General features: G+C 70.6%; 23 protein-coding genes and 2 tRNA genes. 5 read left to right on the top strand and 20 right to left on the bottom strand.

From position 1 onward, the window contains the following. Window positions 1–22 precede the first annotated feature (22 nt). The 5 genes from clpX to ACIRU3_RS05450 all read right to left on the bottom strand — a co-directional run bounded on the left by clpX (window position 23) and on the right by ACIRU3_RS05450 (window position 4,926). Window positions 23–1,309 (bottom strand): ATP-dependent Clp protease ATP-binding subunit ClpX, encoded by a 1,287-nt coding sequence (gene clpX, locus ACIRU3_RS05470; RefSeq protein ID WP_404051683.1) that lies wholly within the window; start codon window positions 1,307–1,309, stop codon window positions 23–25. Between the two features lie 183 nt (window positions 1,310–1,492). Continuing rightward, window positions 1,493–2,158: an ATP-dependent Clp protease proteolytic subunit gene (locus ACIRU3_RS05465; RefSeq protein ID WP_404051900.1), complete on the bottom strand. Its 666-nt coding sequence runs from the start codon at window positions 2,156–2,158 to the stop codon at window positions 1,493–1,495. 70 nt (window positions 2,159–2,228) lie between these two features. Continuing rightward, entirely contained in the window at window positions 2,229–2,834 is a 606-nt protein-coding gene (locus tag ACIRU3_RS05460) for an ATP-dependent Clp protease proteolytic subunit (protein WP_351730689.1), read from the bottom strand. 441 nt (window positions 2,835–3,275) lie between these two features. Continuing rightward, window positions 3,276–4,670 carry a trigger factor gene (tig, locus tag ACIRU3_RS05455; RefSeq protein WP_404051680.1) on the bottom strand — a complete coding sequence of 465 codons (1,395 nt, stop codon included), beginning with the start codon at window positions 4,668–4,670 and terminating at the stop codon, window positions 3,276–3,278. A gap of 179 nt (window positions 4,671–4,849) precedes the next feature. After that, window positions 4,850–4,926, bottom strand: a tRNA-Pro gene (locus ACIRU3_RS05450). Window positions 4,927–5,088: 162 nt separating this feature from the next. Here ACIRU3_RS05450 and ACIRU3_RS05445 point away from each other — a divergent pair. Further along, a tRNA-Gly gene (locus ACIRU3_RS05445) sits at window positions 5,089–5,159 on the top strand. 69 nt (window positions 5,160–5,228) lie between these two features. Here the strand turns inward: ACIRU3_RS05445 and ACIRU3_RS05440 are convergent. The 5 genes from ACIRU3_RS05440 to ACIRU3_RS05420 all read right to left on the bottom strand — a co-directional run bounded on the left by ACIRU3_RS05440 (window position 5,229) and on the right by ACIRU3_RS05420 (window position 8,541). Beyond that, complete coding sequence (locus ACIRU3_RS05440) at window positions 5,229–5,402, bottom strand: hypothetical protein (RefSeq protein ID WP_404051678.1); 174 nt, start codon at window positions 5,400–5,402, stop codon at window positions 5,229–5,231. A gap of 273 nt (window positions 5,403–5,675) precedes the next feature. Further along, window positions 5,676–6,557, bottom strand: coding sequence for a GNAT family N-acetyltransferase (locus ACIRU3_RS05435; RefSeq protein WP_404051676.1), 882 nt, complete (start codon window positions 6,555–6,557; stop codon window positions 5,676–5,678). A gap of 420 nt (window positions 6,558–6,977) precedes the next feature. Beyond that, the gene (locus ACIRU3_RS05430) at window positions 6,978–7,394 is read right to left on the bottom strand and encodes an arsenate reductase ArsC (protein WP_404051674.1); all 417 of its coding nucleotides are present in this window, start codon (window positions 7,392–7,394) and stop codon (window positions 6,978–6,980) included. 26 nt (window positions 7,395–7,420) lie between these two features. Further along, on the bottom strand, window positions 7,421–8,164 hold the full coding sequence (locus ACIRU3_RS05425) for an aquaporin (RefSeq protein WP_404051672.1): 744 nt from the start codon (window positions 8,162–8,164) through the stop codon (window positions 7,421–7,423). Next, on the bottom strand, window positions 8,161–8,541 hold the full coding sequence (locus tag ACIRU3_RS05420; RefSeq protein WP_404051670.1) for an ArsR/SmtB family transcription factor: 381 nt from the start codon (window positions 8,539–8,541) through the stop codon (window positions 8,161–8,163). Before ACIRU3_RS05420 ends, ACIRU3_RS05425 begins: the two co-directional genes overlap by 4 nt. A gap of 80 nt (window positions 8,542–8,621) precedes the next feature. Between ACIRU3_RS05420 and ACIRU3_RS05415 the strand changes: the two genes are divergently transcribed. Next, window positions 8,622–9,092, top strand: coding sequence for an ArsI/CadI family heavy metal resistance metalloenzyme (locus ACIRU3_RS05415; protein WP_404051667.1), 471 nt, complete (start codon window positions 8,622–8,624; stop codon window positions 9,090–9,092). 346 nt (window positions 9,093–9,438) lie between these two features. Here the strand turns inward: ACIRU3_RS05415 and ACIRU3_RS05410 are convergent, their stop codons facing one another. From ACIRU3_RS05410 to ACIRU3_RS05395, 4 genes are all read right to left on the bottom strand, one after another. Then, a complete protein-coding gene (locus ACIRU3_RS05410; protein ID WP_404051665.1) occupies window positions 9,439–10,686 on the bottom strand; it encodes a PQQ-binding-like beta-propeller repeat protein in 1,248 nt (415 codons plus the stop codon). Between the two features lie 127 nt (window positions 10,687–10,813). Continuing rightward, a complete protein-coding gene (locus ACIRU3_RS05405; protein WP_404051662.1) occupies window positions 10,814–11,599 on the bottom strand; it encodes a calcium-binding protein in 786 nt (261 codons plus the stop codon). Window positions 11,600–11,848: 249 nt separating this feature from the next. Beyond that, the gene (locus tag ACIRU3_RS05400) at window positions 11,849–14,008 is read right to left on the bottom strand and encodes a PQQ-binding-like beta-propeller repeat protein (RefSeq protein ID WP_404051659.1); all 2,160 of its coding nucleotides are present in this window, start codon (window positions 14,006–14,008) and stop codon (window positions 11,849–11,851) included. Window positions 14,009–14,066: 58 nt separating this feature from the next. Beyond that, window positions 14,067–14,261: a hypothetical protein gene (locus ACIRU3_RS05395; RefSeq protein WP_404051657.1), complete on the bottom strand. Its 195-nt coding sequence runs from the start codon at window positions 14,259–14,261 to the stop codon at window positions 14,067–14,069. A 532-nt stretch (window positions 14,262–14,793) separates the two neighbouring features. Between ACIRU3_RS05395 and ACIRU3_RS05390 the strand changes: the two genes are divergently transcribed. After that, window positions 14,794–15,891: an acyltransferase family protein gene (locus ACIRU3_RS05390; RefSeq protein WP_404051897.1), complete on the top strand. Its 1,098-nt coding sequence runs from the start codon at window positions 14,794–14,796 to the stop codon at window positions 15,889–15,891. Window positions 15,892–16,066: 175 nt separating this feature from the next. Here the strand turns inward: ACIRU3_RS05390 and ACIRU3_RS05385 are convergent, their stop codons facing one another. From ACIRU3_RS05385 to ACIRU3_RS05375, 3 genes are all read right to left on the bottom strand, one after another. After that, window positions 16,067–16,537: an HD domain-containing protein gene (locus ACIRU3_RS05385; protein ID WP_404051655.1), complete on the bottom strand. Its 471-nt coding sequence runs from the start codon at window positions 16,535–16,537 to the stop codon at window positions 16,067–16,069. Continuing rightward, entirely contained in the window at window positions 16,534–18,966 is a 2,433-nt protein-coding gene (locus tag ACIRU3_RS05380; protein WP_404051652.1) for an ABC transporter permease, read from the bottom strand. Before ACIRU3_RS05380 ends, ACIRU3_RS05385 begins: the two co-directional genes overlap by 4 nt. Window positions 18,967–19,102: 136 nt before the next feature. Then, window positions 19,103–19,852: an ABC transporter ATP-binding protein gene (locus ACIRU3_RS05375; protein WP_404051648.1), complete on the bottom strand. Its 750-nt coding sequence runs from the start codon at window positions 19,850–19,852 to the stop codon at window positions 19,103–19,105. Window positions 19,853–20,047: 195 nt separating this feature from the next. Here ACIRU3_RS05375 and ACIRU3_RS05370 point away from each other — a divergent pair, with 195 nt between their 5' ends. Continuing rightward, window positions 20,048–20,698: a GNAT family N-acetyltransferase gene (locus ACIRU3_RS05370; RefSeq protein ID WP_404051645.1), complete on the top strand. Its 651-nt coding sequence runs from the start codon at window positions 20,048–20,050 to the stop codon at window positions 20,696–20,698. A 71-nt stretch (window positions 20,699–20,769) separates the two neighbouring features. On the opposite strand, the gene ACIRU3_RS05365 is transcribed toward ACIRU3_RS05370, so the two are convergent. Next, window positions 20,770–21,942 (bottom strand): PP2C family protein-serine/threonine phosphatase, encoded by a 1,173-nt coding sequence (locus ACIRU3_RS05365; RefSeq protein WP_404051642.1) that lies wholly within the window; start codon window positions 21,940–21,942, stop codon window positions 20,770–20,772. A gap of 175 nt (window positions 21,943–22,117) precedes the next feature. On the opposite strand from ACIRU3_RS05365, the gene ACIRU3_RS05360 reads away from it, so the two are divergent. Continuing rightward, window positions 22,118–23,359, top strand: coding sequence for a GNAT family N-acetyltransferase (locus ACIRU3_RS05360; RefSeq protein WP_404051639.1), 1,242 nt, complete (start codon window positions 22,118–22,120; stop codon window positions 23,357–23,359). A 46-nt stretch (window positions 23,360–23,405) separates the two neighbouring features. On the opposite strand, the gene ACIRU3_RS05355 is transcribed toward ACIRU3_RS05360, so the two are convergent. Continuing rightward, window positions 23,406–24,215 (bottom strand): Fpg/Nei family DNA glycosylase, encoded by an 810-nt coding sequence (locus ACIRU3_RS05355; protein WP_404051636.1) that lies wholly within the window; start codon window positions 24,213–24,215, stop codon window positions 23,406–23,408. 155 nt (window positions 24,216–24,370) lie between these two features. Then, a complete protein-coding gene (locus ACIRU3_RS05350) occupies window positions 24,371–24,856 on the bottom strand; it encodes a ribose-5-phosphate isomerase (protein WP_404051634.1) in 486 nt (161 codons plus the stop codon). Between the last annotated feature and the right edge of the window lie 157 nt (window positions 24,857–25,013).

Genomic DNA, 25,013 nt, shown 5'->3' with positions numbered 1-25,013 from the left:
TCGCGCATGTCCGTGCCGGCGGCTACGCCGTCTTCTGCTCCCCCGAACCCCGCCCCCGCGCATCCCGCGGAATCAGCGTCGGGTTCACGTTCGAGTGGACGACGTCCGCCGTGATGACGACCCGGGCCACGTCCTTGCGGGACGGGACCTCGTACATCACCGACATCAGGACCTCCTCCATGATGGCGCGCAGGCCGCGGGCGCCGGTCTGGCGGAGGATGGCCTGGTCGGCGATGGCCTCCAGGGCCTCGCGCTCGAAGTCCAGCTCCACGCCGTCGAGTTCGAAGAGGCGCTGGTACTGCTTCACCAGGGCGTTGCGGGGCTCGACCAGGATCTGGAGGAGCGCTTCGCGGTCCAGGTTGTGGACGGAGGTGATCACGGGCAGGCGGCCGATGAACTCCGGGATCATGCCGAACTTGACCAGGTCCTCCGGCATGACGTCCTCGAAGACGTCCTTCGACTCCAGCTCGCGCTTGGAGCGGATCGTGGCGCCGAAGCCGATGCCCTTCGCCCCGGCCCGGGACTCGATGATCTTCTCCAGGCCGGAGAAGGCACCGCCCACGATGAACAGGACGTTCGTCGTGTCGATCTGGATGAACTCCTGGTGGGGGTGCTTACGGCCGCCCTGGGGCGGGACGGAGGCCGTGGTGCCCTCGAGGATCTTGAGCAGGGCCTGCTGGACACCCTCGCCCGAGACGTCACGTGTGATGGAAGGGTTTTCACTCTTCCGCGCGACCTTGTCGATCTCGTCGATGTAGATGATGCCGGTCTCGGCCTTCTTGACGTCGTAGTCGGCCGCCTGGATCAGCTTCAGGAGGATGTTCTCGACGTCCTCGCCGACATAGCCCGCCTCCGTCAGCGCCGTCGCGTCCGCGATCGCGAAGGGGACGTTCAGCATGCGGGCCAGCGTCTGCGCGAGGAGGGTCTTGCCGGAGCCCGTGGGACCGAGCAGAAGGATGTTGGACTTCGCCAACTCGATGGCGTCGTCGCGGCCTTGGGCGCCGCCGTTCTCACCCGCCTGGACCCGCTTGTAGTGGTTGTACACCGCGACGGACAGGGCCTTCTTCGCCGCCTCCTGGCCGACTACGTAGCCCTCCAGGAACTCGTAGATCTCGCGGGGTTTCGGGAGTTCCTCCCAGCGCACCTCGCTCGTCTCCGCGAGCTCCTCCTCGATGATCTCGTTGCAGAGATCGATGCACTCGTCGCAGATGTACACACCGGGCCCTGCGATGAGCTTCTTGACCTGCTTCTGGCTCTTGCCGCAGAACGAGCACTTGAGCAGATCGCCGCCGTCACCGATGCGTGCCACGGTGTGCTTCCCCTTCGCCTGGGAGACGCCTGGACGCTTTCGAATCCAGCGGCTCCTGGTGCTGCCTTATGTCCGACGGTACCTTGCCGGGCCCTGTGTTCGGGCCCCCCTTGGCAGGGTTCACTTTGACGTGCTCCGTGCCAAGAGGGGCAGAGACTACGTCGACGAATGCATCGACCCGCGTCAGCGGACGTCGGCGTTGTTCATCTTCCGGGTGGAGATGATCTGGTCGACGATGCCGTACTCGAGCGCCTCCTCGGCCGTGAGGATCTTGTCGCGCTCGATGTCCTCGCGGACCTTCTCGATCGGCCGGTTGGTGTGCTTGGCGAGCATCTCTTCGAGCTGCGTACGCATCCGGGTGAACTCGTTGGCGATGATCTCCAGGTCGGAGAGCTGACCGCGGCCGGTGGAGCCGGCCGGCTGGTGGATCAGCACGCGCGAGTTCGGCAGCGCCATGCGCTTGCCCGGCGTACCGGCGGCGAGCAGGATGGCCGCGGCGGAGGCCGCCTGGCCCATGCACACCGTCTGGATGTCGGGCTTCACGAACTGCATGGTGTCGTAGATGGCCGTGAGGGCCGTCATGTCGCCACCGGGGCTGTTGATGTAGATCGAGATGTCCCGGTCCGGATCCATCGACTCCAGGCACAGCAGCTGCGCCATGACGTCGTTGGCGGAGGCGTCGTCGATCTGGACGCCCAGGAAGATCACGCGCTCCTCGAAGAGCTTCGCGTACGGGTCGTACTCGCGGATGCCCTGGGAGGTGCGCTCGACGAAGCGCGGGATGACGTAGCGGCTCTCGGGCCGGGGCCCTTCGTACATGCCGCTGGCGGCGCCGTGGAAGTTGCTCATGAGGGTGTTCACCGTCCTGGTGGCGTTCTGGGGGCTGGGGTCGTGGCGGTGCATGGCGTGGCCGGGCCGGTCAGGCACCGGTGCCGCCGCCTCCCGGAACACCCGAGGCGTGCGTGATGATCTCGTCAATGAGACCGTACTCCTTGGCCTCTTCCGGGGTGAACCAGCGGTCGCGGTCGCCGTCGCGGACGATCGTCTCGACGGTCTGGCCGGAGTGCAGCGCGGTCAGCTCGGACATGGTCTTCTTGGTGCGCAGCAGGTACTGGGCCTGGATCTTGATGTCCGAGACCGTACCGCCGAGGCCGGCGGAACCCTGGTGCATCATGATGTCCGTGTGCGGCAGGGCGAAGCGCTTGCCGGCGGTGCCGCCGGTGAGCAGGAACTGGCCCATCGAGGCCGCCATGCCCATGCCGATCGTGACCACGTCGTTCGGGATGTACTGCATGGTGTCGTAGATCGCCATGCCGGCCGTCACCGAGCCGCCGGGGCTGTTGATGTAGAGGTAGACGTCCTTCGTCGGGTCGGCGGCGAGGAGCAGCAGCTGTGCGGTGATCTTGTTGGCGATGTCGTCGTCAACCTGCTGGCCGAGGAAGATGATCCGCTCGCCGAGCAGCCGGTTGTAGACCTGGTCGCCGAGGCCACCACCGATGGAAGGCTCGCCGGCGGCGGAGGGCATCAGATTCGTCACGTATCCACCTGCTCGTCTTACGACGGCGCCGGGCCGTCTCACGTTGTCCTGCGTTGTCCTGCGGGTCCTGCCGGGGGCATCAGGGGACTCCCCTGCCCTCGTATTCATGGACCCTAACGCTCAGGTCCCTTCGGGGAATCCCGGAGATGGGGGTGTTCGCCGGGGGCGTAGCGGAGGGCTCCGCCGGGGGGCGGGTGCGGACCGCAGGGAGGTGGCGCGGAAATCGTCGGCCCGCGGGCCGGTGGGGCCCGTGTGCAGCCCGTGTGCAGCCCGTGGCGGAGGCGCGGCGGGCTGTGCGCGCCCGGCGCGCACAGCCTCGGATCGATACGGCCCCGCACCCCTGAACCCGGACGGGCCCCCGGTACGACAAACGGGCCCCTCGGGAGACTCCCCAGGGGCCCGTCTACGTCGTCAGAGACGCCGCGGGGCTCAGCCCTCGGCCTTCTCCTCGTCCGTGGTCTCGGCGGCGCCCTCGGCGGCCTCAACCGTCTCCACGGCGGCCTCGGTCTCGTCCTCGTCGTCCAGGTCGATGACCTCGCCGTTGGTGTCCTTCACCGTGGCGGCCTCGACCACGACGGCCAGGGCCTTGCCGCGGGCGACCTCGCCGACCAGGAGCGGAACCTGGCCACCCTCGACGACGGCCTGGGCGAACTGGTCGGGGGACATGCCGGAGGAGGCCGCACGCCGCATGAGGTGCTCGGTGAGCTCCTCCTGGTTGACGTTGAGGTTCTCCTTCTTGACCAGCTCGTCGAGGACGAACTGGGTCTTGATGCCCTTGACCGCGGCCTCGCGGGTCTCGGTCTCGAACTCCTCGGCGGTCTTGCCCTGGAGCTCCAGGTACTTGTCGAGGGTGAGACCCATCTGCCCGAGCTGGTGGTGCTCCAGGTTGTGCTTGCGGGTGTTGACCTCGTCCTCGAGCAGCTTCTCGGGGACCGGGACCTCGACCAGCTCGAGGAGCTTCTCCAGGACGCGCTCCTGGGCCTGGGTGGCCTGGTCGTACTGCTTCATGTTGGCCAGGCGCTTGCGGCTGTCGGCCTTCAGCTCGTCCAGGGTGTCGAACTCGGAGGCGAGCTGCGCGAACTCGTCGTCCAGCGCGGGCAGTTCACGGGCGGCGACCTGGGTGACCTTGACGGTGACCTCGGCCTCCTTGCCCGCGGCGGAGCCGCCCTTCAGCTCGGAGGTGAAGGTGGCGTCCTGGTCGGCGGACAGGCCCTTGACGGCGTCGTCGATGCCGTCGAGCAGCTCGCCGGAACCGATGGTGTACGAGACGCCCTGGGCGACGCCGTCCTCGAGGACCTCGCCGTCGACCTTGGCTTCCAGGTCGAGGGTGACGACGTCGCCGTCCTCGGCCGCGCGCTCGACCGGGGAGGTCGAGGCGAAGCGCTCGCGCAGCTGCTCGACCGACTTCTCGAGGTCCTCGTCGGTGACCTCGACGGCGTCGACCTCGACCTCGATCCCGGAGTAGTCCGGGATCTCGAGGGCGGGGCGGATGTCGACCTCGGCGGTGAAGTTCAGCGTCTCGCCGTCCTTCAGCTCGGTGATGTCGACCTCGGGCTGGCCCAGCGGGCTCAGCTCGGCCTCGTTGACCGCTTCGGTGTAGAACTTCGGCAGCGCGTCGTTGACGGCCTCCTCAAGCACCGCACCGCGCCCGAACCGCTGGTCGATGACGCGCGCCGGGATCTTGCCCTTCCGGAAGCCCTTCACCGTGACCTGCTGGTTGATCTTCTTGTACGCCGCGTCGAGGCTGTCCTTGAGCTCCTCGAAGGGCACCTCGACAGTGAGCCGAACCCGGGTCGGGTTCAGGGTCTCCACGGCGCTCTTCACGGTTCGGTCTCCTTGTGGCTGACTTCTCGGGTTCTGCCGGGACCAGAGAGTCCCGGCGGATTTCGCCGCCCGGAGGAGTACGTAGGCCGTGAGGGCCGGGGCACACGGGCGCGCAGCTTGCATAGTAACCGCAGCCGGTCAGCGCCCCAAAAGGGGATCTTCACGGTGACGTGAGCCGGTGGTCGGGGTGGCGGGATTTGAACCCACGGCCTTCCGCTCCCAAAGCGGACGCGCTACCAAGCTGCGCCACACCCCGTCTGGTGCGACACGTAGGGTACATGCCCGGGCCGGATCCGTCGGCCGCTTTGTCCGCTGCCGCGTGCGTGGCATCGCCGCAGTCCAACACGTTGGCCTCCGCGGCGCGCGACCCGCTAGGATGCTCTGCAGTGCCGCGATCACAGACCTGCGGCGCATTGTTGCGGGCGTAGCTCAATGGTAGAGCCCTAGTCTTCCAAACTAGCTACGCGGGTTCGATTCCCGTCGCCCGCTCTGAACGCAGAAGGCCCAGACAAGAGGATGTTTTCCTCTTCCTGGGCCTTCAGCCGTTTTCAGGGCCGATCAGCTCTCCGTGTCCCCCGCGTGCCCCTTCGGCCGGCGACGCCGCTTCAGGGCGTCCACGATCGCCGCGTCCACGCCGTCGGCGATCTCCCGCTCGCGGCTCTCCGAGGTGTGCTGATAGATCAGCGCCGCACGGGTCGAGCTGTGGCCGAGCCGGGTCACCAGCTCACGCATGCTGGCGTTGGTGCCAGGGTGTTCCCGGTGTGCCGAAGATCATGGAACCGGAGGCCCCGGACGCCCGCCTCCTTGCGCGCCTTGTAGATCACGAAGCGTGCAGCACTGTACGCAGCACGCCCCTCCGGGCCGTCTCGGGGCCGTGGAAGGGCGCTCAGGGACGACCAATGTTGACGACCTACGACAGTCGAACAGCAGGCCAGCGCGTTGATCGACTAGAAGACCGCGGGTCATGGCCCCGGCCCGTCACTCCTGGTCGCGGTAGACCAGACGTCAGAGGTCGAGCTGGTACTCGAACGTCGTGCGGGTCGGCGCATAGCCGAGCGCGTCGTTGATGCGCATCATGTGCGGGTTGTTGTCGGCGGTGTCGGTCAGCAGGCCGCCGAGATCGGGGTGCCGTTCGAGGGCGTGCCGGACGGAGGCGGCCTTCATCCAGCGGCCGAGGTCATGGCCGCGGTGCCGGGGGAGGACGCCGGTGCCGTAGTGCTGGCCGTCACCCTTGCCGTCGCCGGGGACCACCAGTTCGGTGAACCCGGCGATCGAGCCGTCAGACTCGTCGACGGCGGCGACGGTGTGCAGCAGGTCGCCCCGCTTCTCGACGGCCGCGGCAGCGGCCCTGACCCGTTCCAGGTCCCAGGTCACCGTGCCGAAGTCGGTGCTGCCCATCGGCATGTCGTCCATGGCGTGACGCGACTCGACATACGTCTCGGCGAGGTCGTCGGGGACCGTGCCCTCCCAGGAGGTCAGCCGGTAGCCGGGATGCGGCTCCTCGATGATCGCGGTGAGAGCCGTGACGTCCGCCTCGGCCGACGGGAGCCGGGTGAAGACCAGGGTCAGGACCCTGTGGAAGCCCCGGGCCGGCAGGAACACGTCACCGGGAGAGCCGGCCTCGGCCTGGGTGATGACGCAGCGCCGGCCGTCCTCGCGCGCGGCGGCCACGGCCGCCTCCAGGAGCCGGGAGCCGGTAGCCCTCCGCCGCTCGGCCGGGTGGACCCGCAGCTCCAGTTCGGCGAGATGCTTCTGCCCGGTCCTGGTGAAGAGGCGCAGAAACGCCGATCCGACGGGGACTCCGTCGGCGTCGGAGGCCAGCCACGCCAGACGGCGGGAGGACGATCCCGCATCGGGGTCGGTCAGCGGGGTGATGCGTATGGTCAAGGTGTCTCCATCGGCCTGGGTGATCGGCGGCCCGGAGAACGTAGTTGCTGCGGCTCGGACGCGGCAAAGGGTTAAAGCAGGGGCACTTGGACAGCTGACGATCAGCCAGTTCTTCGGCTACTGACAAAGCTGGGGCTCGAAGTCCACCCGTGGACTTGCTCGGCCGGCGCCCTGGACCGTCGCAGTACAGCAGCGAAGTACAGCAACGGCCTCAGCAACCACCACGCCCACAGTCGCATCGAGGGGCCGTGGCACGGTCGCCGGGCCGTGCCACTCCCGTGCCAGAACGGGCGGGAACTCGCGGGGAACCGAGGTTCACAGGGGCACTTCTGCCGGAAGGCAGTCAGGCCGGAGAATCCGCAGGTCACCCGTACTCTCGCCTCACCTCGCTCCTAAAGCGGGTGTCCGCGGGCCGCAAGGTCAGACCTCTGGGGCAATCTCGTTGATCAGGCCGCGGATGCGCTTCTCGATCTCGTCGCGGATCGGGCGGACAGCGTCTACTTCCCGGCCGGCCGGGTCGGGAAGCTCCCAGTCGAGGTAGCGCTTCCCGGGAAAGACCGGGCAGGTGTCGCCGCAGCCCATCGTGATCACGACGTCGGACGCTTGGACGGCCTCCACCGTGAGCACCTTGGGGACCTCGGCCGAGACGTCGATGCCTGCCTCTGCCATGGCTGAGACGACGGCGGGGTTCACGGTGTCAGCGGGAGCGGAACCGGCGGAACGCACCTGAACTCGGCCGCTGGCCAGGTGGGTGAGGAAGGCGGCGGCCATCTGTGAGCGCCCGGCGTTGTGGACGCAGACGAACAGGACGGATGGGCGCTCGGCGGGAGCGGTCATGGCGGGTTTCCTTCTGGAAGCGGCGTTCAAGAGGCGGTGGGAGCGGTGGGTTCGCGTTCGCCTTGGGCGGGGAGGATGCGGGTCTGTGCGGGCGCAGGGTGGGCGAACACGGCAGCCACCAGGCCGAGGCCGAGGACGGCACCGGTGATCTGTGCCGCGATGAAGGGGGCGGCCGAGGCAGGCGCGATGCCGGCGAACGTGTCCGTGAAGGCGCGACCGATGGTGACGGCCGGGTTGGCGAACGACGTGGAGGACGTGAACCAGTACGCCGCCCCGATGTATGACGCCACGGCCACCGGGGCGAAGTGAGCCCGGCCGGTGCGCCCGAGTCCGAAGATCAGCAGGACGAGTCCGGCGGTCGCGACCAGTTCACCGAGCCACAGGTGGCCCGCGGAACGGTCGTGCGCGGACCACTGCACCAGAGGCTTCGCGAACATGGCGTCGGCCAGGACGGCGCCACCGATCGCTCCGGCCGTCTGCGCGGGGACGTACGCAGCCACGTCTCGAAGCGTCAGCCCGTCGTGGGTGCGGCGGCCGGTCAACCAGGCCGCGAGCGTGACCACCGGATTGAAGTGCGCGCCGGAGACCGGTCCGAACAGCGCGATGAGCACACCCAGGCCGAACACGGTGGCGAGCGAATTGGCGAGCAGTTGCACGCCGACGTCGTGGCTCAGTTCGGCGGCTTGGATGCCGGAGCCGACCACCACGGCGACCAGGGCGGCCGACCCCACGGCTTCGGCGAGGACGCGACGCCCGAGCGATGCGCTCACGGGGTCTTCTCGGCCTTCTGCGTGGTCGCCAGGAACGCCGAGAGCCGGTCCAGGGTGCCGGGAAGCACCCGGTAGTAGACCCACGTTCCCCTGCGCTCGCAGTCGATCAGACCTGCCTGCCGGAGCAGTTTGAGGTGGTGCGAGATCGTCGGCTGGGACAAGTCGAAGGCCGGAGTCAGGTCACACACACAGACTTCGCCGCCCGCCCGCGAAGCGATCATGGACAACAGGCGCAGCCGGACCGGATCACCCAGCGCCTTGAACATCTTCGCCAGCTCGGCCGCCTGGACGTCGTCCAGAGGCGCGGTCAGCAGTCCCGGGCAGCAGGTATCCGACTGGTCGTCCTGCCCGAGCACCACAAGCTCTTGCTTCGACATTCTTCTATGTTGAAGATTTTCGATCCAGGGCGCAAGCTCTGAATCGGCAGACATCAATGCAAGCAGATGGGAGTCACGCCATGCCCCGTGCCCAGCTCGCCCTGCGGGTCAGCGACCTGGAAGCGTCGATCACCTTCTACTCGAAGCTCTTCGGCACCGAACCGGCCAAGCGGCGCGAGAACTACGCCAACTTCGCCATCACCGAGCCCCCGCTCAAGCTCGTACTCATCGAGGGCGAGCCCGGCGAGGAAACCCGCCTGGACCACCTCGGCGTCGAGGTCGAGTCCACCGACCAGGTCAACGCCGCCACCAGCCGCCTGAAGGAGGCCGGCCTGGCCACCTTCGAGGAGAACGACACCTCCTGCTGCTACGCCCTCCAGGACAAGGTCTGGGTGCACGGCCCCGGCAAAGAGCCGTGGGAGGTGTACGTCGTGAAGGCCGGCACAGACACCCTCGGCAAGAGCGCCGACCTCGACGCCACCAGCGACGGCTGCTGCACGAGCCAGACCACCGAACCGGCTTCGACATCCTCGGGTTGCAGCTGCGGGTGATCGTCGGGCACCACGGTGCAGGCGTGTCCCCCACGTGCCCGTAGCTAGCACGGACCGCCGGGGAACAGCAGGCACCCACGGGCTGAGCGTCGCGAAACCCCAGCTCAGCAACGTCCCAACTCAGCGGCCACCCACGTATGCGATCTTCCAAACCAGCTGCGCGGGTTCGATTCCCGTCGCCCGCTCTGAACGCAGAAGGCCCGGGCGAGAGGGTGTTTCCCTCTCCCTGGGCCTTCTGCCGTTCCCCGGGCCTTTGTCTTCGGCCGTTCCCGGGGCCTTTCGGATCTGCGTGTCCCGGTTCGCAGGTCAGAGCCGTTCTCGCCCCGCCTGGCTTCCAAGGCGGTGGTCAGTCCGTGGCGATCAGCAGGTCCCCTCCGTATCGCCAGCCGATGCTCACCGCGCCGTCGGCGGTGTCGAGGATGTCGAGCTTCTCGGAGTCGTCGACGTCGTTGTGCGTGGTCATGGCCGGCAGCCGCAGGGTATGGAGCAGGTGCCCGGTGCCCGCATCGAGGACGAGCAGGTCGGCGTGGATCCGGCGACCGGCGTCCGCCGCGGTGAGGAACGGCTGGCGTACGACGTACACCCGGCCGTCCGCGACCTTGGGGAACCCGTACTCCTGGCCGCTCGGCGCCCGCAACCGCCAAGAGGGCTGTCCGTCCCGGGTGTCGTAGGCGCGCAGGAGTGTGTCGTGATCCTTGGAACGCTCTTTCGGGTCGGTGCCGGACACCACGGTGCCGCTGCCCGCGGCGACCACGTCCCGCTTGCCCAGGGAGAGAGCGGCGCGTGCAGAGATCCTTCGGCGGTTCATGTCGAGCAGCCGGACGGCCTGCGGGCGGTCCGGATCCGGAGCGGCCAGCGTGTGCCCGTCGGCCCAGGCCGCCAGCTCCGGGTCCACGGTGCGCTGCTGCCAGAGGATCTTGCCCGTGCGGTTGTCGACGCCGAGCAGAAGGCCGTACACGTCCCGGTCGTCGTCACTCGCCGCATTGCACAACACGTGGACAGCGCTCAGACGGTCCGGCAGGACGTGCACGGAACGGAGAAACACCTCGGGACACGACTCGGGCGTCTTCACCGTCCACAGAGTCCGGCCGTCGCGCTCGTCGAAGGCGCGCACGGCACCGGGATCCTCGGTGACGGCCCGGCCGCCGACGAGCTTCACGGACCGAGGGTGGTCGCCGGCCCGAATCTCTGCGTGCCACAGCAGCTTGCCCGTGCGCAGATCGATGGCGACGAGTTTCCCGTCGGTGAAGCGGGCCACCACGGTGCGTTCCGACACCCCGAACGACCACACAGCAGGGTTGTGCGTGTCCCGGCGCTCGTAGCGCCAGTACTCCTTGCCGGTCCGCAGGTTCACCGCCGCCATACCGGAATCCGTCCACCGCAGGGACAGCCCGTGCACCAGGACCTGCTCATCCGCCGTCCGGCGTATGACGTGTTCAGGCGCGGCCGGGGCCCCGGTCGCGAACGCGGCGGGAAAGGGGCCCTGCGCGCCGGTGAACACGTCCCGTGACTCGTACCAGTCCTGCAGCCGAGCGGTCGCGAGGAGGACCAGCACGATGAAAACACCCCACGCCCGGCCGCGGGCGCTCTGCACGCCCGCACGGCCCGGAGCAGGCCCGCCCGGTCCTCCCCGCATTCCCACCCCTGGTTCTCCCGGCACATTCATCCGTTTCGTGCCACGATTGCGCCGGCTCAGCCCCGGACCGCATGCGCGGTCGTGGCTATCGGACGTCCACGAAGTCGCCGGCCGCGTTGACCGCCGGAGTCGTCGTCGTGCCCGCGAAGCTGTAGCGGTAGTAGCCGTCGGTGGCGGCGGTGACGGTCGTCCTGAGGTTGCCCGTGGTGTCGGACCTGATCGTCTTCACCGTGGTGTAGGTGCTGCTGCCCTTCTTGCGGAACTGCAGCTTCACCGACTGGTTCGTGTAGCCGTGGTACTCGTTGTCCTCCCAGTTGGCCCGGGAGAGCTTGCCGGTGACCGTGATGGCCTTGCCCTTCTTCACCGGCTCCGGCGAGGCGTCGACCGTCAGCTTCGAGTAGCGCTGGACCTTGAACGTGGTGGCCGCGTCCCGGTGGATGAAGTCGTGGTCATGGGCGGAGACCAGCGTGCTGAGGTTCCAGGTGGCCGCGGCGCCGTTGTCGACGGTGCCGGTCGAGGCCTGCGGGTCGAACGTCAGCGTGCCCGTGCAGGTCGACGTCGTGGCGCTCACCTCGACGCAGGTGATGTCGCCGTCGTCGTACCAGATCTGCGCGTAGTTCGGCTTCGGGCCGAAGGCGCTGATGTACGTGGTCTCGGCGATGCCCGAATCGTCCGACGCGGTCACGGAGACCTTGGCGGACACCACGTTGGTGGTGCCGACCACGACCGGCTTGCCGCCGTTGACGACGACCTTGTCGATCGTGATGTTGCCCGCGCCGCCGTCCTCCGCCTGGGCGGCGGTGGCACCGGCTGCTGTGGCGACCAGCGCGACGCTGGTGCCGAGCAGGGCGAGGCGCATGGTTGTGCGCATGAATGTCCCCCACAGAATCTTTGGATTGATCACCGGGAGGGTACGGCGTTGGCCAACGATTCACCACGTTGTTGTTTCAACGAAGTGGACATCCCGGTTTCCTCCGACCGGGTGCTGAGGCCCTCGCAGCCCGAGTGAGCCCCCGCAAGGGCCGGCTGCTCATCACAGGGCACCTTGCCGCCAGAACCCCGGCAGACCGGCACTCGTGCGCCCTACGGGCCCGATGAGCGGGTTCCGGGGCTCTCGGGCTCACAGGTCGCGGATGTTCACCGTGAACACGGAGCGCAGGCCGTACGGCACGTAGAGGGCGTCGCCCACCAGGACGAGGGGGGCGCCGGCCGGGCCGGGTGCCTCGGAGGTGCCGCCGTCGTCGCGGCCCGGACGGGTGGCCCTGACCCGGCCGGTGCGCGGGTCGAGGGCGGCCAGACGGCCGGTGGGTGAGGCCAGGTAGAGGCGGGTGGAGGTGGCGTGCGGCGGGCCGGGCTGTTCGACGGTGGAGTTGCTCCGCCACAACAGCCGGCCGGTGAGCGGCGAGAACGCGTGGACGCTGCCGCTGGTGAAGGTGAAGTAGACCGTCCCGCCCTCCAGATGGACGCCGCTCATGGCGGTCTCGGCGCGGGACAGCCTGACGGCCGTCACGACGTGCGAGGAGACGTCGAGGAGGGTCAGGGTGCGGACGGTGTCCGTGGCGTCGGCCAGGATGAGGTGGCCCGCGGCCTCGCCGAGGACGCTCAGCGCGCCCTTGGCCGACACCGTCCACCGGAGCCGGCCGGTGGACGGGTCGATCTCGGCGATGCTGGTGCGCGTGACGTGGTAGTTCTTGCCGAAGGACCCGCACAGCAGGTAGGCACGCCCGGCGGCACCGCTCAGCTGGCACGCCCCCTTCTCGTCCACGTTCGAGTACCGCAGCGGGCGCTTCCAGCGCGCCCTGCCGTCGGCGGCGTCGAGCAGGGCGTAGGACTCCCCCTTGTCGCCGTGGACGGCGATGACGCCCTCGCCCGTGGCGACGGCATAGCCCTCCTCGCCGCCGTAGGCCGTGTCGCCGTCGGCGGTGACCGTCTTCCACAGCACCTTGCCGGTGTCGGCCCGGAGCGCCTGGACCGTGTAGCGGGTCAGGGAGGTGTCCGGGTCACCCTTGGGCGTGTGGTCGTCGGCGCCCCAGACGTAGACGGCGCCGCCGTGGGTGCCGATGACCGTGCCACCGCTGCCGCCCCCGTTCTGGCCGGGCGTGGGGTCGAGCGGCAGGGCCCAGGTGTTGCGGCCGTCGGCCAGGTCGAACCGGGTCGCCAGGAGGCTGTCTCCGGCGCACACCAGGGACGCGCCGACGGCCGAGCAGCGGCTGAAGGCGCCGGCGGGGCTCGTCGTGTTCGCGTCGCCGGCGGTCGGATCCTTGGACTGCCGGTGCCAGGGCTTCCATCCGGCCGGGAGATCGCCGGCGGCGCCGTCGCCCCCGCGTGTGACGGCGACCGTCGTGCCGGCGAGCGCCGCCAGGACGGCCGCGACCGCCGCGGAGACCAGCCACCACCTGCGGCGGCGACCGCGCGGGCGTACGGCGTCGGCGGTGTCCCGCGGCGCGGGGTCCGGTCCCGGGCCGGGCAGGCTGCCCTCGCGCAGCAGGTACAGGAGTTCGTCGGGGGTCGGCCGGGACTTGGGGTGTTTCTCCAGGCAGAGGCGGATGAAGGGCAGCAGTTCCGCGGGGGTGCCGTCGAGCACGGGGTCGCCCTCGACGACCTTGGTCGCCGACTCCCAGGGGTTCGCGCTGTCGAAGGGACCGTGCCGGGTGGCGGCGTACACCAGGACCGCGCCGAGGGAGAAGATGTCGGCGGCCGGGCCGACCTCGTGCGGGGCGGAGAACTGCTCGGGGGACATGAAGGGCGGGGTGCCCATCACCCGGCCGGTCTGGGTGAGGGCGTCGGCCGCGGCCGCCTCGGTGGCCCGGGAGACGCCGAAGTCGATGACGCGGGGGCCGTCCTCGGCGAGCATCACGTTGGCCGGTTTCAGATCCCGGTGGACCATGCCCGCGCGGTGGATGTCGCGCAGGGCCTCGGTGAGGCCGGCGGCGAGTTCGCGCAGGCGTCCGAGCGGCAGGGGGCCGTGACGGCGGACGTGGGTGCCGAGGTCCTCGCCGGGGATGTAGAGCGTGGCCATCCAGGGGCGCGGCGCGTCGGCGTCCGCGTCCACCACGGGTGCCGTGAAGGCACCGCTGACCTGCCGGGCGGCGGCCACCTCGCGGCTGAAGCGGATGCGGAACTCGTCGTCGTCGGCGTACTGGTCGTGCACGACCTTCACGGCGAGGCGACGGCCGGAGGCGGAGCGGGCCAGGTAGACCACGCCCATGCCTCCGCTGCCGAGGCGGTCCTCGATCCGGTAGCCGCCCACTTCCCGCGGATCCGAGTCGCGCAGCGCCATCCTCGTACGTCCCCCCGTTGTTTCAGTTGTCCGGTTCTGCCGGCGCACCCCGCCGGAGTCAGAACCTGATCGAGTTGATCGTCTCCGCTATCGAGTTCAGGAAGCGGTTGATGGACGGTGCCATGCCGGTCGAGGCGAGGAAGAAACCGAAGAGGACGGCGACGATGGCCGGACCGGCCTTGATGTTCCCCCCTCTGATCAGCACTACAAGGATGATCGCCAACAGCAGCACCACAGACAGTGAAATGGCCACAACTGATCACACCCTCGGTCGGTCCGCTCTCCCGGCCCGGGGGTACTGCCCCGCACCCCCGCCAGAACCATCGTGCCACCAACCCGGCCGTGGTATGCGGCTCGTGACACAACGTTGGGCAGCCGTCCGGCCCGTACGGAGCCCCGCACAGTAATTCGACAGCACACCCCGGCACGCCCCCACAGGAAATTACGCAACTTCGTTTCGGTGCTCACACATCATGTACGCAGGCAATTCGAATTGATGACACAGAGGCGACTTATGCCCCAATTAGTCGGGATGAATCGGGACATCGAGGGTGAACGGACGGGATCGGTGTGCCCGCCATCACGTGGACAGGGGAGGGTAGTTATGTAAATCAGCGGGTACCCGATCGCGATAACCAGGAATGACAGCGGGAGTTTTACGAAATCCCACAGTCGACGCTAGGGTGCCTGAGATGTTTGACGCCGCCTCGTCCCCCGGCCAGAACCGCAGGCCGCTCCCCCCGGCACAGTCGCCGGTGGACGGAGTGCCCGGTCCGCGTACCCCGATGAGCGCGCAGAAGCGGTGGCCGCCCGCGACGGACAGACCGGGCAAACAGCGTGATTCGTTCTTCGACAACGCCAAGTACCTGGCGATCGTGCTCGTCGCGATGGGGCACGCCTGGGAGCCGCTGAAGGGCGACAGCCGGATCCTGGAGGCCGTGTACACCGTCGTGTACACCTTCCACATGCCGGCGTTCATCATCATCTCCGGCTTCTTCTCGCGCAGTTTCGACATGCGCCCGGACCGGCTGAAGCGGCTGATCACCGGTGTCGCCGTGCCGTACGTCCTGTTCGAGGCGGCCTACCCGCTCTTCAAGAACCTGGTCGTCGGCTCCCACGAGGAGATCAGCCTCCTCGATCCCTGGTACCTGACCTGGTTCCTGGTGGCCCTCTTCGTCTGGCGGCTCACTACACCCGTCTGGAGGCTGGTGCGCTGGCCGCTGCCGCTGGCGATCGGCGTCGCCATGCTGGCCACGGTCACCCCGAACATCGGTGACGACCTCGACCTCCAGCGCGTCCTGCAGTTCCTGCCCTACTTCGTGCTCGGCCTGTGCATGAAGCCCGAGCACTTCCATCTGGTGCGCCGCCGCTCCGTGCGGATCGCCTCGGTGCCCGTCTTCGCCGTCGCGCTGGCGGTGGGCTGGTGGGCGGTGCCGCGCATGAACACCGCGTGGTTCTACCACCGCGACTCCGCGCAGGAGCTGGGTGCCCCGTGGTGGTGCGGCCCGGTCATGGTGCTCGCGATGCTGGGCAGCTCCCTGCTGCTGACGGCCTGCTTCTTCGCCTGGGTGCCGCGTCGGAAGATGTGGTTCACGGCGCTGGGCGCGGGCACCCTGTACGGCTACCTGCTGCACGGCTTCCTGGTGAAGTTCGCGGACTACCGGGGCTGGTTCGACCACGCCTCGCTGCACCGCCCGCTCGGCGAGATCGCGGTGACCGTCGTCGCGGCCGCCGCCGTCACGGTGCTGTGCACCCGCCCGGTGCAGCGGCTGTTCCGCTTCGCGATGGAGCCGAAGATGGAGTGGGCGTTCAAGCAGGACGCGGCCGAACTGGCCCGCGAACGCCAGAAGAAGGAACGCGAGCGGGAGAAGGTCGACGCCTAGGCCTGTCCGGCCCCCGGGGTGTCGTTCGGATCACCTCGGATCAGGCCTCGGCGCATGATGCGGTGCATCGCAAGGCGGAGCATCACCCGCTGACCGGGCGTACCCGGGTGATGCGACGACGCGGCGAGGTGCCGTACCAGGCGTCGCGGACCCGGGGCGATCCGAACGACACCCCCTAGCTCGCCCCGTGGCCTCCTTGCCCCAGACCGAGAAGCGCGCGCATCCGTGCGTACTTCTCGGTCAGTCGTTTCCGGGTGGGTTCGTCCAGGACCGCGAGCCGCTCCGGGTCGGCGTTGTGCGCCAGGTCGGCCTCCTTCACCAGCACCGCGCCCGGGGTGGCGAGGATCCGGCGCGCGTACGTCTCCGGCTCCTCCCCCGTCCGCTTGGTGACGGCACGGACGATGGCCTTGGTGCGCGGGGTCAGGGCGGCCTGCGCCAGCCACTCCTCGCTCAGCGCGTCGTCCTCGACGGAGTCGTGCAGCCAGGCCGCGGCGATCTGTTCGGTGTCGCCGCCGCGGGCGCGCACCCCGTCGGCGACGGCCGCGAGGTGTTCGGCGTACGGCCGGCCCGCCTTGTCGGTCTGCCCCGCGTGGGCGGTGCGTGCGAGGCTCTCGACCTCGGCCAGGGTGAGTCGCGTGTCGGTCACCCCTCCAGTGTCTCCCGGCGCAGTGCCGCCCGGGCCGGGACGGTGACGGCCGTCAGCCCGAGCAGCAGGATGCCGCCCGCGAAGGCGCCGTAGACCACGGGCGGTATGTACGGTCCCTGCCCGGTCAGTCCGTTCATCATCGGCACCAGCGTGGCCACGGCGATGGCCGTGCCGAGCGCGATGCCGGCGAGGGTGACCAGCAGGGCCTCCCAGCGGATCATGCGCAGGATCTGCCGCCGGGTGGAGCCGATCAGCCGCAGGGTGCCGAGTTCACGGCGCCGGGCGAGGACCGTCATGACCAGCGTGTTTCCTGCCGCGACGGCCGCGAACCCGCCGAGTACGGCGGCCATCACGGTGTTGGCCCAGGCGTTGAGCTCACGGTCCAGGGACTGGGCGGCGGAGTAGCCGTCGCGGTCCAGCACGGTGCCGAGGGGGGCGAGACCGGCCGTGGTACCGCCCTTCGTCCACAGCTCGGTGTCGAAGGCGGAGGTGACGTGGGAGGCGAGGTCGGCGCGGCTCATCGTCAGCTCGGACAGCCCCATGCCGCGGCCGTACGTCGCCACGATCACCGGGGCGGCCCTGGTGCCGTCGGGCAGGAGCAGGTGCAGGCGTTCGCCGACGCCTGCATGGGCGTTGCGGGCGAGGCCGGAGTCCACGGCGATCTCACCGGGCCGCAGGGAGAGGCGCCCGTGCCGGACGTCCAGGTCCTGGACGGCGGCCAGGTCGCGTACGGAGCCGGTGACGCCCTGGGCGGAGGCGGAATCCAGCGCCCCGGAGACCGGGACGAGGACCGAGGTCCGCAACAGCCCGACGGCGGCGGTGACTTCGGGGCTGCGCCGGGCCTGTCGTACGGCGTCGGGTGCGAGACCCGGCTGCGCGGTGACGATGTGGTCAGCGGTGACGCCCGCGCGCTGCTGGTCGGCGGTGACCTTGTCCTGGCTCGTCTGCAGGAACACCAGGACCGACGCGAAGGCCATGGCGAGCACGATCGGGGTGATCGCCGAGGCGAGCCGGCGGGCGTTGGTGCGCGCGTTGGCGGCGGCGAGGGCGGCCGGGGCGCCGGCCCCGCGCAGCGGGAGCCCGAACAGGGCGGCGCAGGCGCGGGCGACGAGCGGGCCGAGCAGGGCGACGGCGAGCATGAACAGGAACACGATCCCGAGGGCCGCGTTGGCCGCGTCGTCGCCGCTGAGGGAGGAGGCGAGCCCCGCGCAGACGCAGCCGCCCACGACGGCGGCCAGACCGAGCGGGGTCCGGATCCAGCCGATGCGCAGCCGCTCCACGGACGCCTCGCCGAGTGCCTGGCCCGGTTTGATGCGGGAGCTGCGGCGGGCGGCCAGACCGCCGGCGCACAGGGCGGTGACGAGGACGGTGCCGACCGCGGTGAGCAGCGGGATCCAGGAGACGGAGACCCGTACGGCGTCCGGGACGGCTCCCTTGTCCTGGAGCTGACCGAACCACCAGCGGGCCAGCGCGATGCCGGGCAGACAGCCGGCCGCGCCGGCCGGCGGGGCGACGAGGAGGGCCTCGGTGGCGATGGTCCGGCGGATCTGCCGCGGTGTGGTGCCGATGGCCCGCAGCAGGGCGAACTCGCGGGCGCGCTGACCGACGCCGAGGGCGACGGTGCCGGCGGCGGTGAACACGGCGACCAGCGTGGCGATGCCGCCGAAGGAGCCGCCGAGTCCGGTGAGCAGTTCGCGGGCCTGGGCGAGGGAGGGGTCCTCCACGGCGCCGCGGTCGTCGCCGGTGTGCACCAGGGCGCGGTGGCCGAGGGCGCGGGACACCTGAGCCTTGAGGGTCTCGGCGTCGACTCCCGCCCTCGGCAGTACGGCGATGGCGTCGACGCGGCCGGGATGCCCGGAGCGGCGTACCGCGTCGGAGTCGGCGAACCAGGCGGCCTCGCCCGGGACTCGGGCGAGGCCGGAGACGCGGTAGGCGGTACGGGTGCCGTCGGGGGTGGTGAGGGTGACCCGGCCGCCGACCGTGCCGTGGGTGAGGACGACCTCGCCGGGGCCGGGTGCCCGGCCGGCGGTGAGCCGCTCGCCGGTGAAGGTGGTGGAGCCCCAGTTGTGGGCGGCAACCGGGGTGCCCTGTGGGCCGCGCACCGGGAAGGTGACGTCGGCGACGGCGGTACGGGCACCGGGAGCGGCGGCCGCCCTGGCGACCAGGGAACCGTCGAGCCGGGCCCGGTCCGGGACGGGCTGGTTGTCACCGTCGTCGCCGTGGCCGAGGCGGGCGCGCTGGTCGGCTGCCGCCACGACCGGGGCGTGGGCGTAGCGCTCAGGTGGGACCTCGGCCCGGACACCCGTCTCCAGCAGGATCCCGCAGGCCGCGACGATCATCGCGGCGAGCGCGAGGGCGATGAAGGTGCCGACGAAGCCGGAGGGCTTGAAGCGGAGGGCTGCGCGGGCGAGGCCGTTGGGGAGGAACATCAGGATGCCGTTCTGCGATCGGGGCCGGAGTGGGGCCGCGTCCGGAGCGGGTTCGGGCGTGCCCCGGGCCGCTCCGGGCCGTGTAGTACCGCGGGGCGCCATGAGCCGCTCCGGGCCGTGCGGTGGTGCGGGCGTGTCAGGCCGCGGAGGCGATGCGGGTCGTGAGGTCCGTCATGCGGGCGGCGATGCGGGCGGCCGGAGCGCGGTCCAGGTGGTCGACGATCGTGCCGTCGGCCAGGAACAGGACGCGGTCCGCCCAGGCGGCGGCCGACGGGTCGTGGGTGACCATGACGACCGTGGCGCGCTGGGTGTTCACGGCGCCGCGCAGCAGAGCGAGGATCTCCGCGGCGGTGGTGGTGTCCAGGGCGCCGGTGGGCTCGTCCGCGAAGACGACGTCGGGGCGGGTGACCAGGGCCCGGGCGACGGCGACGCGCTGCTGCTGGCCCCCGGAGAGTTCGCCGGGGCGGCGCCGGGCCTTGCCGGCGAGGCCGACCTGGTCGAGCACCTCGGCGCAGCGGCGGCGGTCGGCGCGGTGGCCGGCCAGCCGCATCGGCAGGACGACGTTCTGCTCGACCGTGAGGGAGGGCAGCAGGTTGAAGGCCTGGAACACGAAGCCGAGGCGGGTGCGGCGCAGTGCCGTCAGCTTGTTCTCGCTCAGGCCGGTGATGTCCGTGCCGCCGAGCACGACCCGGCCGGCGGTGGGGCGGTCCAGGCCCGCCGCGCACTGCAGGAACGTGGACTTGCCGGAGCCGGAGGGCCCCATCACGGCGGTGAAGGTGCCGGGCGGGAGGGTGAGGTCGATGCCGCGCAGGGCGTGCACGGCGGAGCCTCCGCGGCCGTAGCGGCGTGTGACTCCGTGCAGTTCTACGGCCCAGTCGCTTGGCATGGGCATCCTTCCGGTCCGTGGGGCGTTCGGTGGCGTGTCTCGAACGTACGGATGTGGAGGGCGGCCGGGCCATGCGGGCGACTGGCGGATCCGGGCGGGGGAAAACCCCACCCCGGCATTCCCTCGCGCCCGCCGCCAACCCTGTGCTGTAATGGCTGCATAAGTAGTTCACCTATTACCAACGGGGGAGAGGCCATGCCTTTCGGGAGCACCGCGGAAGCCGTACGCGCCTGGGTCGACGGATGGGTCGTGTCCCGCGGAGCGGCCGAACCGGCCCTGCAGCCCTGGGGATTCACGGTCGAGGTCGGCACGCCCAAGGAGGTGGCCCGCCACGTGCTGCCCGCTGCCGACGAGCCGACCGTCCGCAAGATCGCCGAGAACACCACCGCCGCGGGCGTCTGGCTGAAGACGTTCGTGCCGCCGGAGACGCTGGAGGCCTGGCTGCCGTGCGGCTGGGGGCTCGCGGGCGGTCCCGGCTTCCTGATGTCCACATCACTGCGCGCCACCGAGCCGCCGCCCGGTCTCGCCGACGGCTACCGGCTGCGCAGCTGGAGCCGGGCCGGGGTCACCCGGGTGCTGATACGTGCCGCCGACGGGGCCTTCGCCGCGCGCGGGCAGATCGCCGTCACCGGCCGGACCGCCGTGGTCGACCAGGTGGAGACGGATGGGGCACACCGGCGGAAGGGGCTCGGGCGCGTGGTCATGGGCACGCTCGCCGCTGCCGCCGCCGGTGAGGGGGCGACGACGGCCGTGCTGGGCGCGACCCCGGAGGGGCGGGCCCTGTACGAGACGGCGGGCTGGCGGGTGCTGGCTCCGCTGACCGGCGCGCGGCGCACCGCGGCGTAGGCCTTCGCGGTACTGCGCACCGGGGCAGGAGCCCCGGCCGTCCCCGGCCGCCCCCGGTGGTACCCGGCGGCTCAGCGCGCCACCGTCGCCCCCTGCCGGCAGATCAGCAGCAGCGCCCGGTCGTCGTTGACGTCCTTCGCGACCGCCTCGATGAGGTGCCAGGCGGCGCCGTGGAAGCCACCGGCGACATAGCGGTCGGCCTCGCCGGTGAGACGGTCGATGCCCTCCACGATGTCCCGGTCGGAGGTCTCCACCAGACCGTCCGTGAACAGCATCAACACGTCCCCGGGCCGCAGCGAGCCCTTCACGGGGTCGAACTGGGCGAGGTCGTACACGCCCAGCAGCGGACCGTCGGCGACCTTCTCCTCCCAGCGGCCGCTGCCCGCGCTCAGCTGGAGCCCCGGCGGATGACCGGCCGAGTACAGCTCGTAGTCCCCGGAGTCCAGATCGAGGACCAGGTGGATGGAGGTGGCGAAGCCCTCGTCCCAGTCCTGGCGGAGCAGGTAGCCGTTGGCGGCCGGGAGGAAGGCGTGCGGGGGAAGGGAGCCCAGCAGGCCTCCGAAGGCCCCCGACAGCAGCAGCGCGCGCGAGGCCGCGTCCATGCCCTTGCCGGAGACGTCCGTGAGGACGACCTCCATGGTGCGGCCGCCGTTCGTACGGGCCGCGACGACGAAGTCGCCCGAGAAGGACTGTCCGCCCGCCGGGCGCAGCGCCATCTCGTGGTGCCAGCCGTGCGGCAGCTTCGGCAGCTTGCTCTGCACCCGGATCCGCTCGCGCAGGTCGAAGAGCATGGTGCCGCCGCGCCGCCACGGCACGCCGACCCGGCTGCGGAACTGCGCGGTCAGCAGACCGAAGAAGCCGCACGCGGCGACCACCAGGACCACGCCCGGGGTGACCCGCGAGGGCCCCTCGGTGTACGGGCCGAGCCGCACCGACTCCACGATCAGCGCGGAGGCCCCCGCCGCGTAGAGGCCGAGCAGGCTCGCGGGGCGCAGCAGCAGGCCGCCCGCGACGATCGGCAGCACCAGGGTGGCCGGGGAGCACCACACCGAGTTGGCGAGGGTCATGGCCGCGAGGACGGGGATGGTCAGCAGCAGACCGGCGAGCGCGATCCAGTCCGAGCCGTCGCCCCGGAAGTAGTCCACTGCGCTTCTGCGCAGGCCTACGCGGGCCCGGTGCCACTGCATCTTCCACCGGGCCGTGAACGTCTCGGCCTTCGCGCGCCGCTCTCGTCCTGCTGCCATTAGTTCGGGACCCTATCCATCGGACCAGCCGCTTGGCACGGGAGGTCCCACTTGTCCCCCGTGAGAGGCTCAACTTCGCGGTTCAACTACACAGTGAACGGCACGGAGGGCCATCGCACCGCCGCCCGGGAGAAATTCGCTGGCTCGCCCCGCAATGCCCTGATAGGCATGACTCATGGCGACTGACCGTTCGACCGAGCTGAAGGTGCTGCGTCCCGACGAGTGGGACGGATGGTGGGACAACCTGATCCGCGCCTTCGGCGCCGGCCCGGCGTCGACCGAAGAGCGCGAACTGGACAAATCACTCACCGAGTTCGACCGTTCCCTGGCCGCCTGGGACGGGGACGTGTGCGTGGGGACGGCGGGGGCGTTCAGCTTCCGGATGACCGTGCCGGGCGGGGCCCTGGTGCCCACCGCGGGCGTCACCATGGTGAGCGTGGCCGCCACGCACCGGCGGCGCGGGGTGCTGACCTCGATGATGCGGCGCCAGCTGGACGACCTGCGCGCGCTGGGCGAACCCCTGGCGGCACTGACCGCCTCCGAACCGGCGATCTACGGCCGGTTCGGGTACGGCGCCGCGGCGTTCCAGCTGCACGCCGAGATCGACACGGGCCGGGTGACGCTGGACCTGCCCGCCGGCACCGAGGACGTGCGGCTGAGGTACGCGAAGCCCTCCGACGTCCTGGCCGAGTGCGAGGCGGTGTACGCGGCGCTGGTGCCGCGCCGTCCCGGGATGCTGGCCCGGCAGCCCGGCTGGGAGCGGGCGGGGCTGCTCGACCCGGAGAGCGAGCGGAACGGGGCGTCGGCGCTGCAGTGCGTGGTGGCCGAGCGGGACGGCGAGGTCACCGGGTACGCCCGCTTCCGCACCAAGCTCGGCTGGGGGCCGAGCGGGCACGACGGCACGGTGTCGCTGGAGGACCTCGCCGCGCTGGACCCGGCGACCGATGCCGCGCTGTGGCGATTCCTCTTCGACATCGACCTGATGTCGACCCTGACCGTGCGGGGTCGGCCGCTCGACGACGCCTGGCAGTACCTGGCCTCCGACATCCGGCGCTGCCGGCCGCGCATGCGGGACTCGTGCCACGTCCGTCTCGTCGACGTCGGTACGGCCCTGTCGGCGCGCACCTACCAGGCGGCGGTGGACGTCGTGTTCGAGGTCGAGGACGCCTTCTGCCCCTGGAACACGGGGCGTTGGCGACTGACCGGCGACGGCAAGGGCGCGTCCTGCGAGCGCACGACCGATGCGGCCGATCTCGCCCTGTCCGTACGGGAGTTGGGCGCGGCCTATCTCGGCGGCGTGAGCCTGCTGTCGCTGGCGGCGGCCGGGCGGGTACGGGAGCTGCGGCCTGGGGCGCTGGCGGAGGCGTCGGTGGCGTTCGGCTCACCGGTCGTGCCGTGGCTGCCGCACGGCTTCTAGTGCCGCGGCACCAGGGCCTGTCCGGCGGACAGGCCCTGGCCTCCGGTCAGGGTTTCTGGCAGGTCGGGCACCAGAAGAGATTGCGGGCGGCCAGGTCGGCCGTGCGGATCCCGGTGCCGCAGATGTGGCAGGGCAGGGTGGCCCGGCGGTAGACGTACACCTCACCGCCGTGGTCGTCCACGCGGTGCGGGCGGCCCATGGCCTCGGGGGTGTGCTCGGGGCGGACGGTGTCGATGCGGTTGTTGCGCACGCCCTCGCGCATGAGCGCGACGAGGTCGGCCCAGAGGGCGTCCCACTCGGCCGCGGTGATGTCCCTGCCCGGACGGTAGGGATCGATGCGGTGCCGGAAGAGGACCTCGGCGCGGTAGACGTTGCCCACACCGGCGATGACCTTCTGGTCCATCAGCAGTGCCGCGATCGTCGTACGGCTGCGGCGGACGCGGGCGTGGGCGGCGGCCGGGTCGGCGTCCTCGCGCAGCGGGTCGGGGCCGAGCCGGTCGTGTATCGCCCGCTTCTCGGCGTCCGTGATGAGCGCGCAGGTGGTGGGGCCGCGCAGATCGACGTACGAGGTGTCGTCGGCGAGACGGAGCCGGACGGTGTCGGCGGGCGGGGGTGCGGGGGCCGGGCCGAAGTCGACCTTGCCGAAGAGGCCGAGGTGGATATGGACCCAGTCGGCGTCCCGGAACCGGAGGAAGAGGTGCTTTCCGTGGGCCTCGGTGCCGGTGAGGAGGGCGCCGTTCAGCAGGTCGGCCGCGTCGGAGAACTTGCCCTGAGGGCTGGTCACCCGCATGGCGGCGCCCTGGAAGCGGCCGGCGTAGTCCTGGGCCAGCCGGTGAATGGTGTGCCCCTCTGGCAAGGCCGAGGTGTCCTTTCCTGCCGTTCAACTCCCACCCGTCCGCACACAGCCTCGCCCCGCCCCTCGCCCGCACCTCCCGGCCGGCCGGGTCGGCCGGGCGGGTGTGCGGCAGGGGCGGGACCGGGCTCGGCGGCCGAGCGGGTCGGGGGTGCCGGCTACTGCTGCGGGTGGTGGGCCGGGACGGGAGGCAGGTCGCCGGTCGTTTCGTACGCCGCCAGCATGTCGATGCGGCGGATGTGACGCTCGTCACCGGAGAACGGGGTGTTGAGGAAGACCTCGACGAACTTGGTCGCCTCCTCCGTGCTGTGCATCCGCGCACCCACGGCCACGACGTTGGCGTCGTTGTGCTGCCGCCCCAGTGCCGCCGTCTCCTCGCTCCAGGCCAGCGCCGCGCGCACGCCCTTCACCTTGTTGGCGGCGATCTGCTCCCCGTTGCCGGAGCCGCCGATCACGATGCCGAGAGCCTCGGGGTCCGCCGCCGCCTTCTCCGCGGCACGCAGGCAGAAGGGAGGGTAGTCGTCCTGGGCGTCGTAGATGAGGGGCCCGCAGTCGACGGGCTCGTGCCCCGCCGCCGTGAGCCATTCGACGAGGTGGTTCTTGAGTTCGTAGCCCGCATGGTCGGAGCCGAGATACACGCGCATGGGACGAGTGTGACACGCCTGTTCCGGGGCGGCAGCCTCGGGTGTTCGAGGCGAAAAACGTGAGCTGAGCCATAGAACCTCAAGGAAAGCTCAAGTAACAATCCGGATTCAGAGGTTCCCGAATCCGTTCACCTCCGATTCACTGGACCGGCTCGTA

Source organism: Streptomyces sp. NPDC101151, from assembly GCF_044768335.1.
In the GTDB taxonomy this organism is placed as follows: Bacteria; Actinomycetota; Actinomycetes; order Streptomycetales; family Streptomycetaceae; genus Streptomyces.
This window is presented reverse-complemented; position numbering and strand designations above follow the sequence as displayed.

What these genes read in the sequence shown, in the direction of transcription:
- ACIRU3_RS05465 (WP_404051900.1), bottom strand. Translation starts at nt 2,158, where the DNA reads ATGAGCAACTTCCACGGCGCCGCCAGCGGCATGTACGAAGGGCCCCGG.
- ACIRU3_RS05460 (WP_351730689.1), bottom strand. Translation starts at nt 2,834, where the DNA reads ATGCCCTCCGCCGCCGGCGAGCCTTCCATCGGTGGTGGCCTCGGCGAC.
- ACIRU3_RS05440 (WP_404051678.1), bottom strand. Translation starts at nt 5,402, where the DNA reads ATGCGTGAGCTGGTGACCCGGCTCGGCCACAGCTCGACCCGTGCGGCG.
- ACIRU3_RS05430 (WP_404051674.1), bottom strand. Translation starts at nt 7,394, where the DNA reads ATGACCGCTCCCGCCGAGCGCCCATCCGTCCTGTTCGTCTGCGTCCAC.
- ACIRU3_RS05420 (WP_404051670.1), bottom strand. Translation starts at nt 8,541, where the DNA reads ATGTCGAAGCAAGAGCTTGTGGTGCTCGGGCAGGACGACCAGTCGGAT.
- ACIRU3_RS05415 (WP_404051667.1), top strand. Translation starts at nt 8,622, where the DNA reads ATGCCCCGTGCCCAGCTCGCCCTGCGGGTCAGCGACCTGGAAGCGTCG.
- ACIRU3_RS05405 (WP_404051662.1), bottom strand. Translation starts at nt 11,599, where the DNA reads ATGCGCACAACCATGCGCCTCGCCCTGCTCGGCACCAGCGTCGCGCTG.
- ACIRU3_RS05400 (WP_404051659.1), bottom strand. Translation starts at nt 14,008, where the DNA reads ATGGCGCTGCGCGACTCGGATCCGCGGGAAGTGGGCGGCTACCGGATC.
- ACIRU3_RS05390 (WP_404051897.1), top strand. Translation starts at nt 14,794, where the DNA reads ATGAGCGCGCAGAAGCGGTGGCCGCCCGCGACGGACAGACCGGGCAAA.
- ACIRU3_RS05380 (WP_404051652.1), bottom strand. Translation starts at nt 18,966, where the DNA reads ATGTTCCTCCCCAACGGCCTCGCCCGCGCAGCCCTCCGCTTCAAGCCC.
- ACIRU3_RS05375 (WP_404051648.1), bottom strand. Translation starts at nt 19,852, where the DNA reads ATGCCAAGCGACTGGGCCGTAGAACTGCACGGAGTCACACGCCGCTAC.
- ACIRU3_RS05370 (WP_404051645.1), top strand. Translation starts at nt 20,048, where the DNA reads ATGCCTTTCGGGAGCACCGCGGAAGCCGTACGCGCCTGGGTCGACGGA.
- ACIRU3_RS05365 (WP_404051642.1), bottom strand. Translation starts at nt 21,942, where the DNA reads ATGGCAGCAGGACGAGAGCGGCGCGCGAAGGCCGAGACGTTCACGGCC.
- ACIRU3_RS05360 (WP_404051639.1), top strand. Translation starts at nt 22,118, where the DNA reads ATGGCGACTGACCGTTCGACCGAGCTGAAGGTGCTGCGTCCCGACGAG.
- ACIRU3_RS05350 (WP_404051634.1), bottom strand. Translation starts at nt 24,856, where the DNA reads ATGCGCGTGTATCTCGGCTCCGACCATGCGGGCTACGAACTCAAGAAC.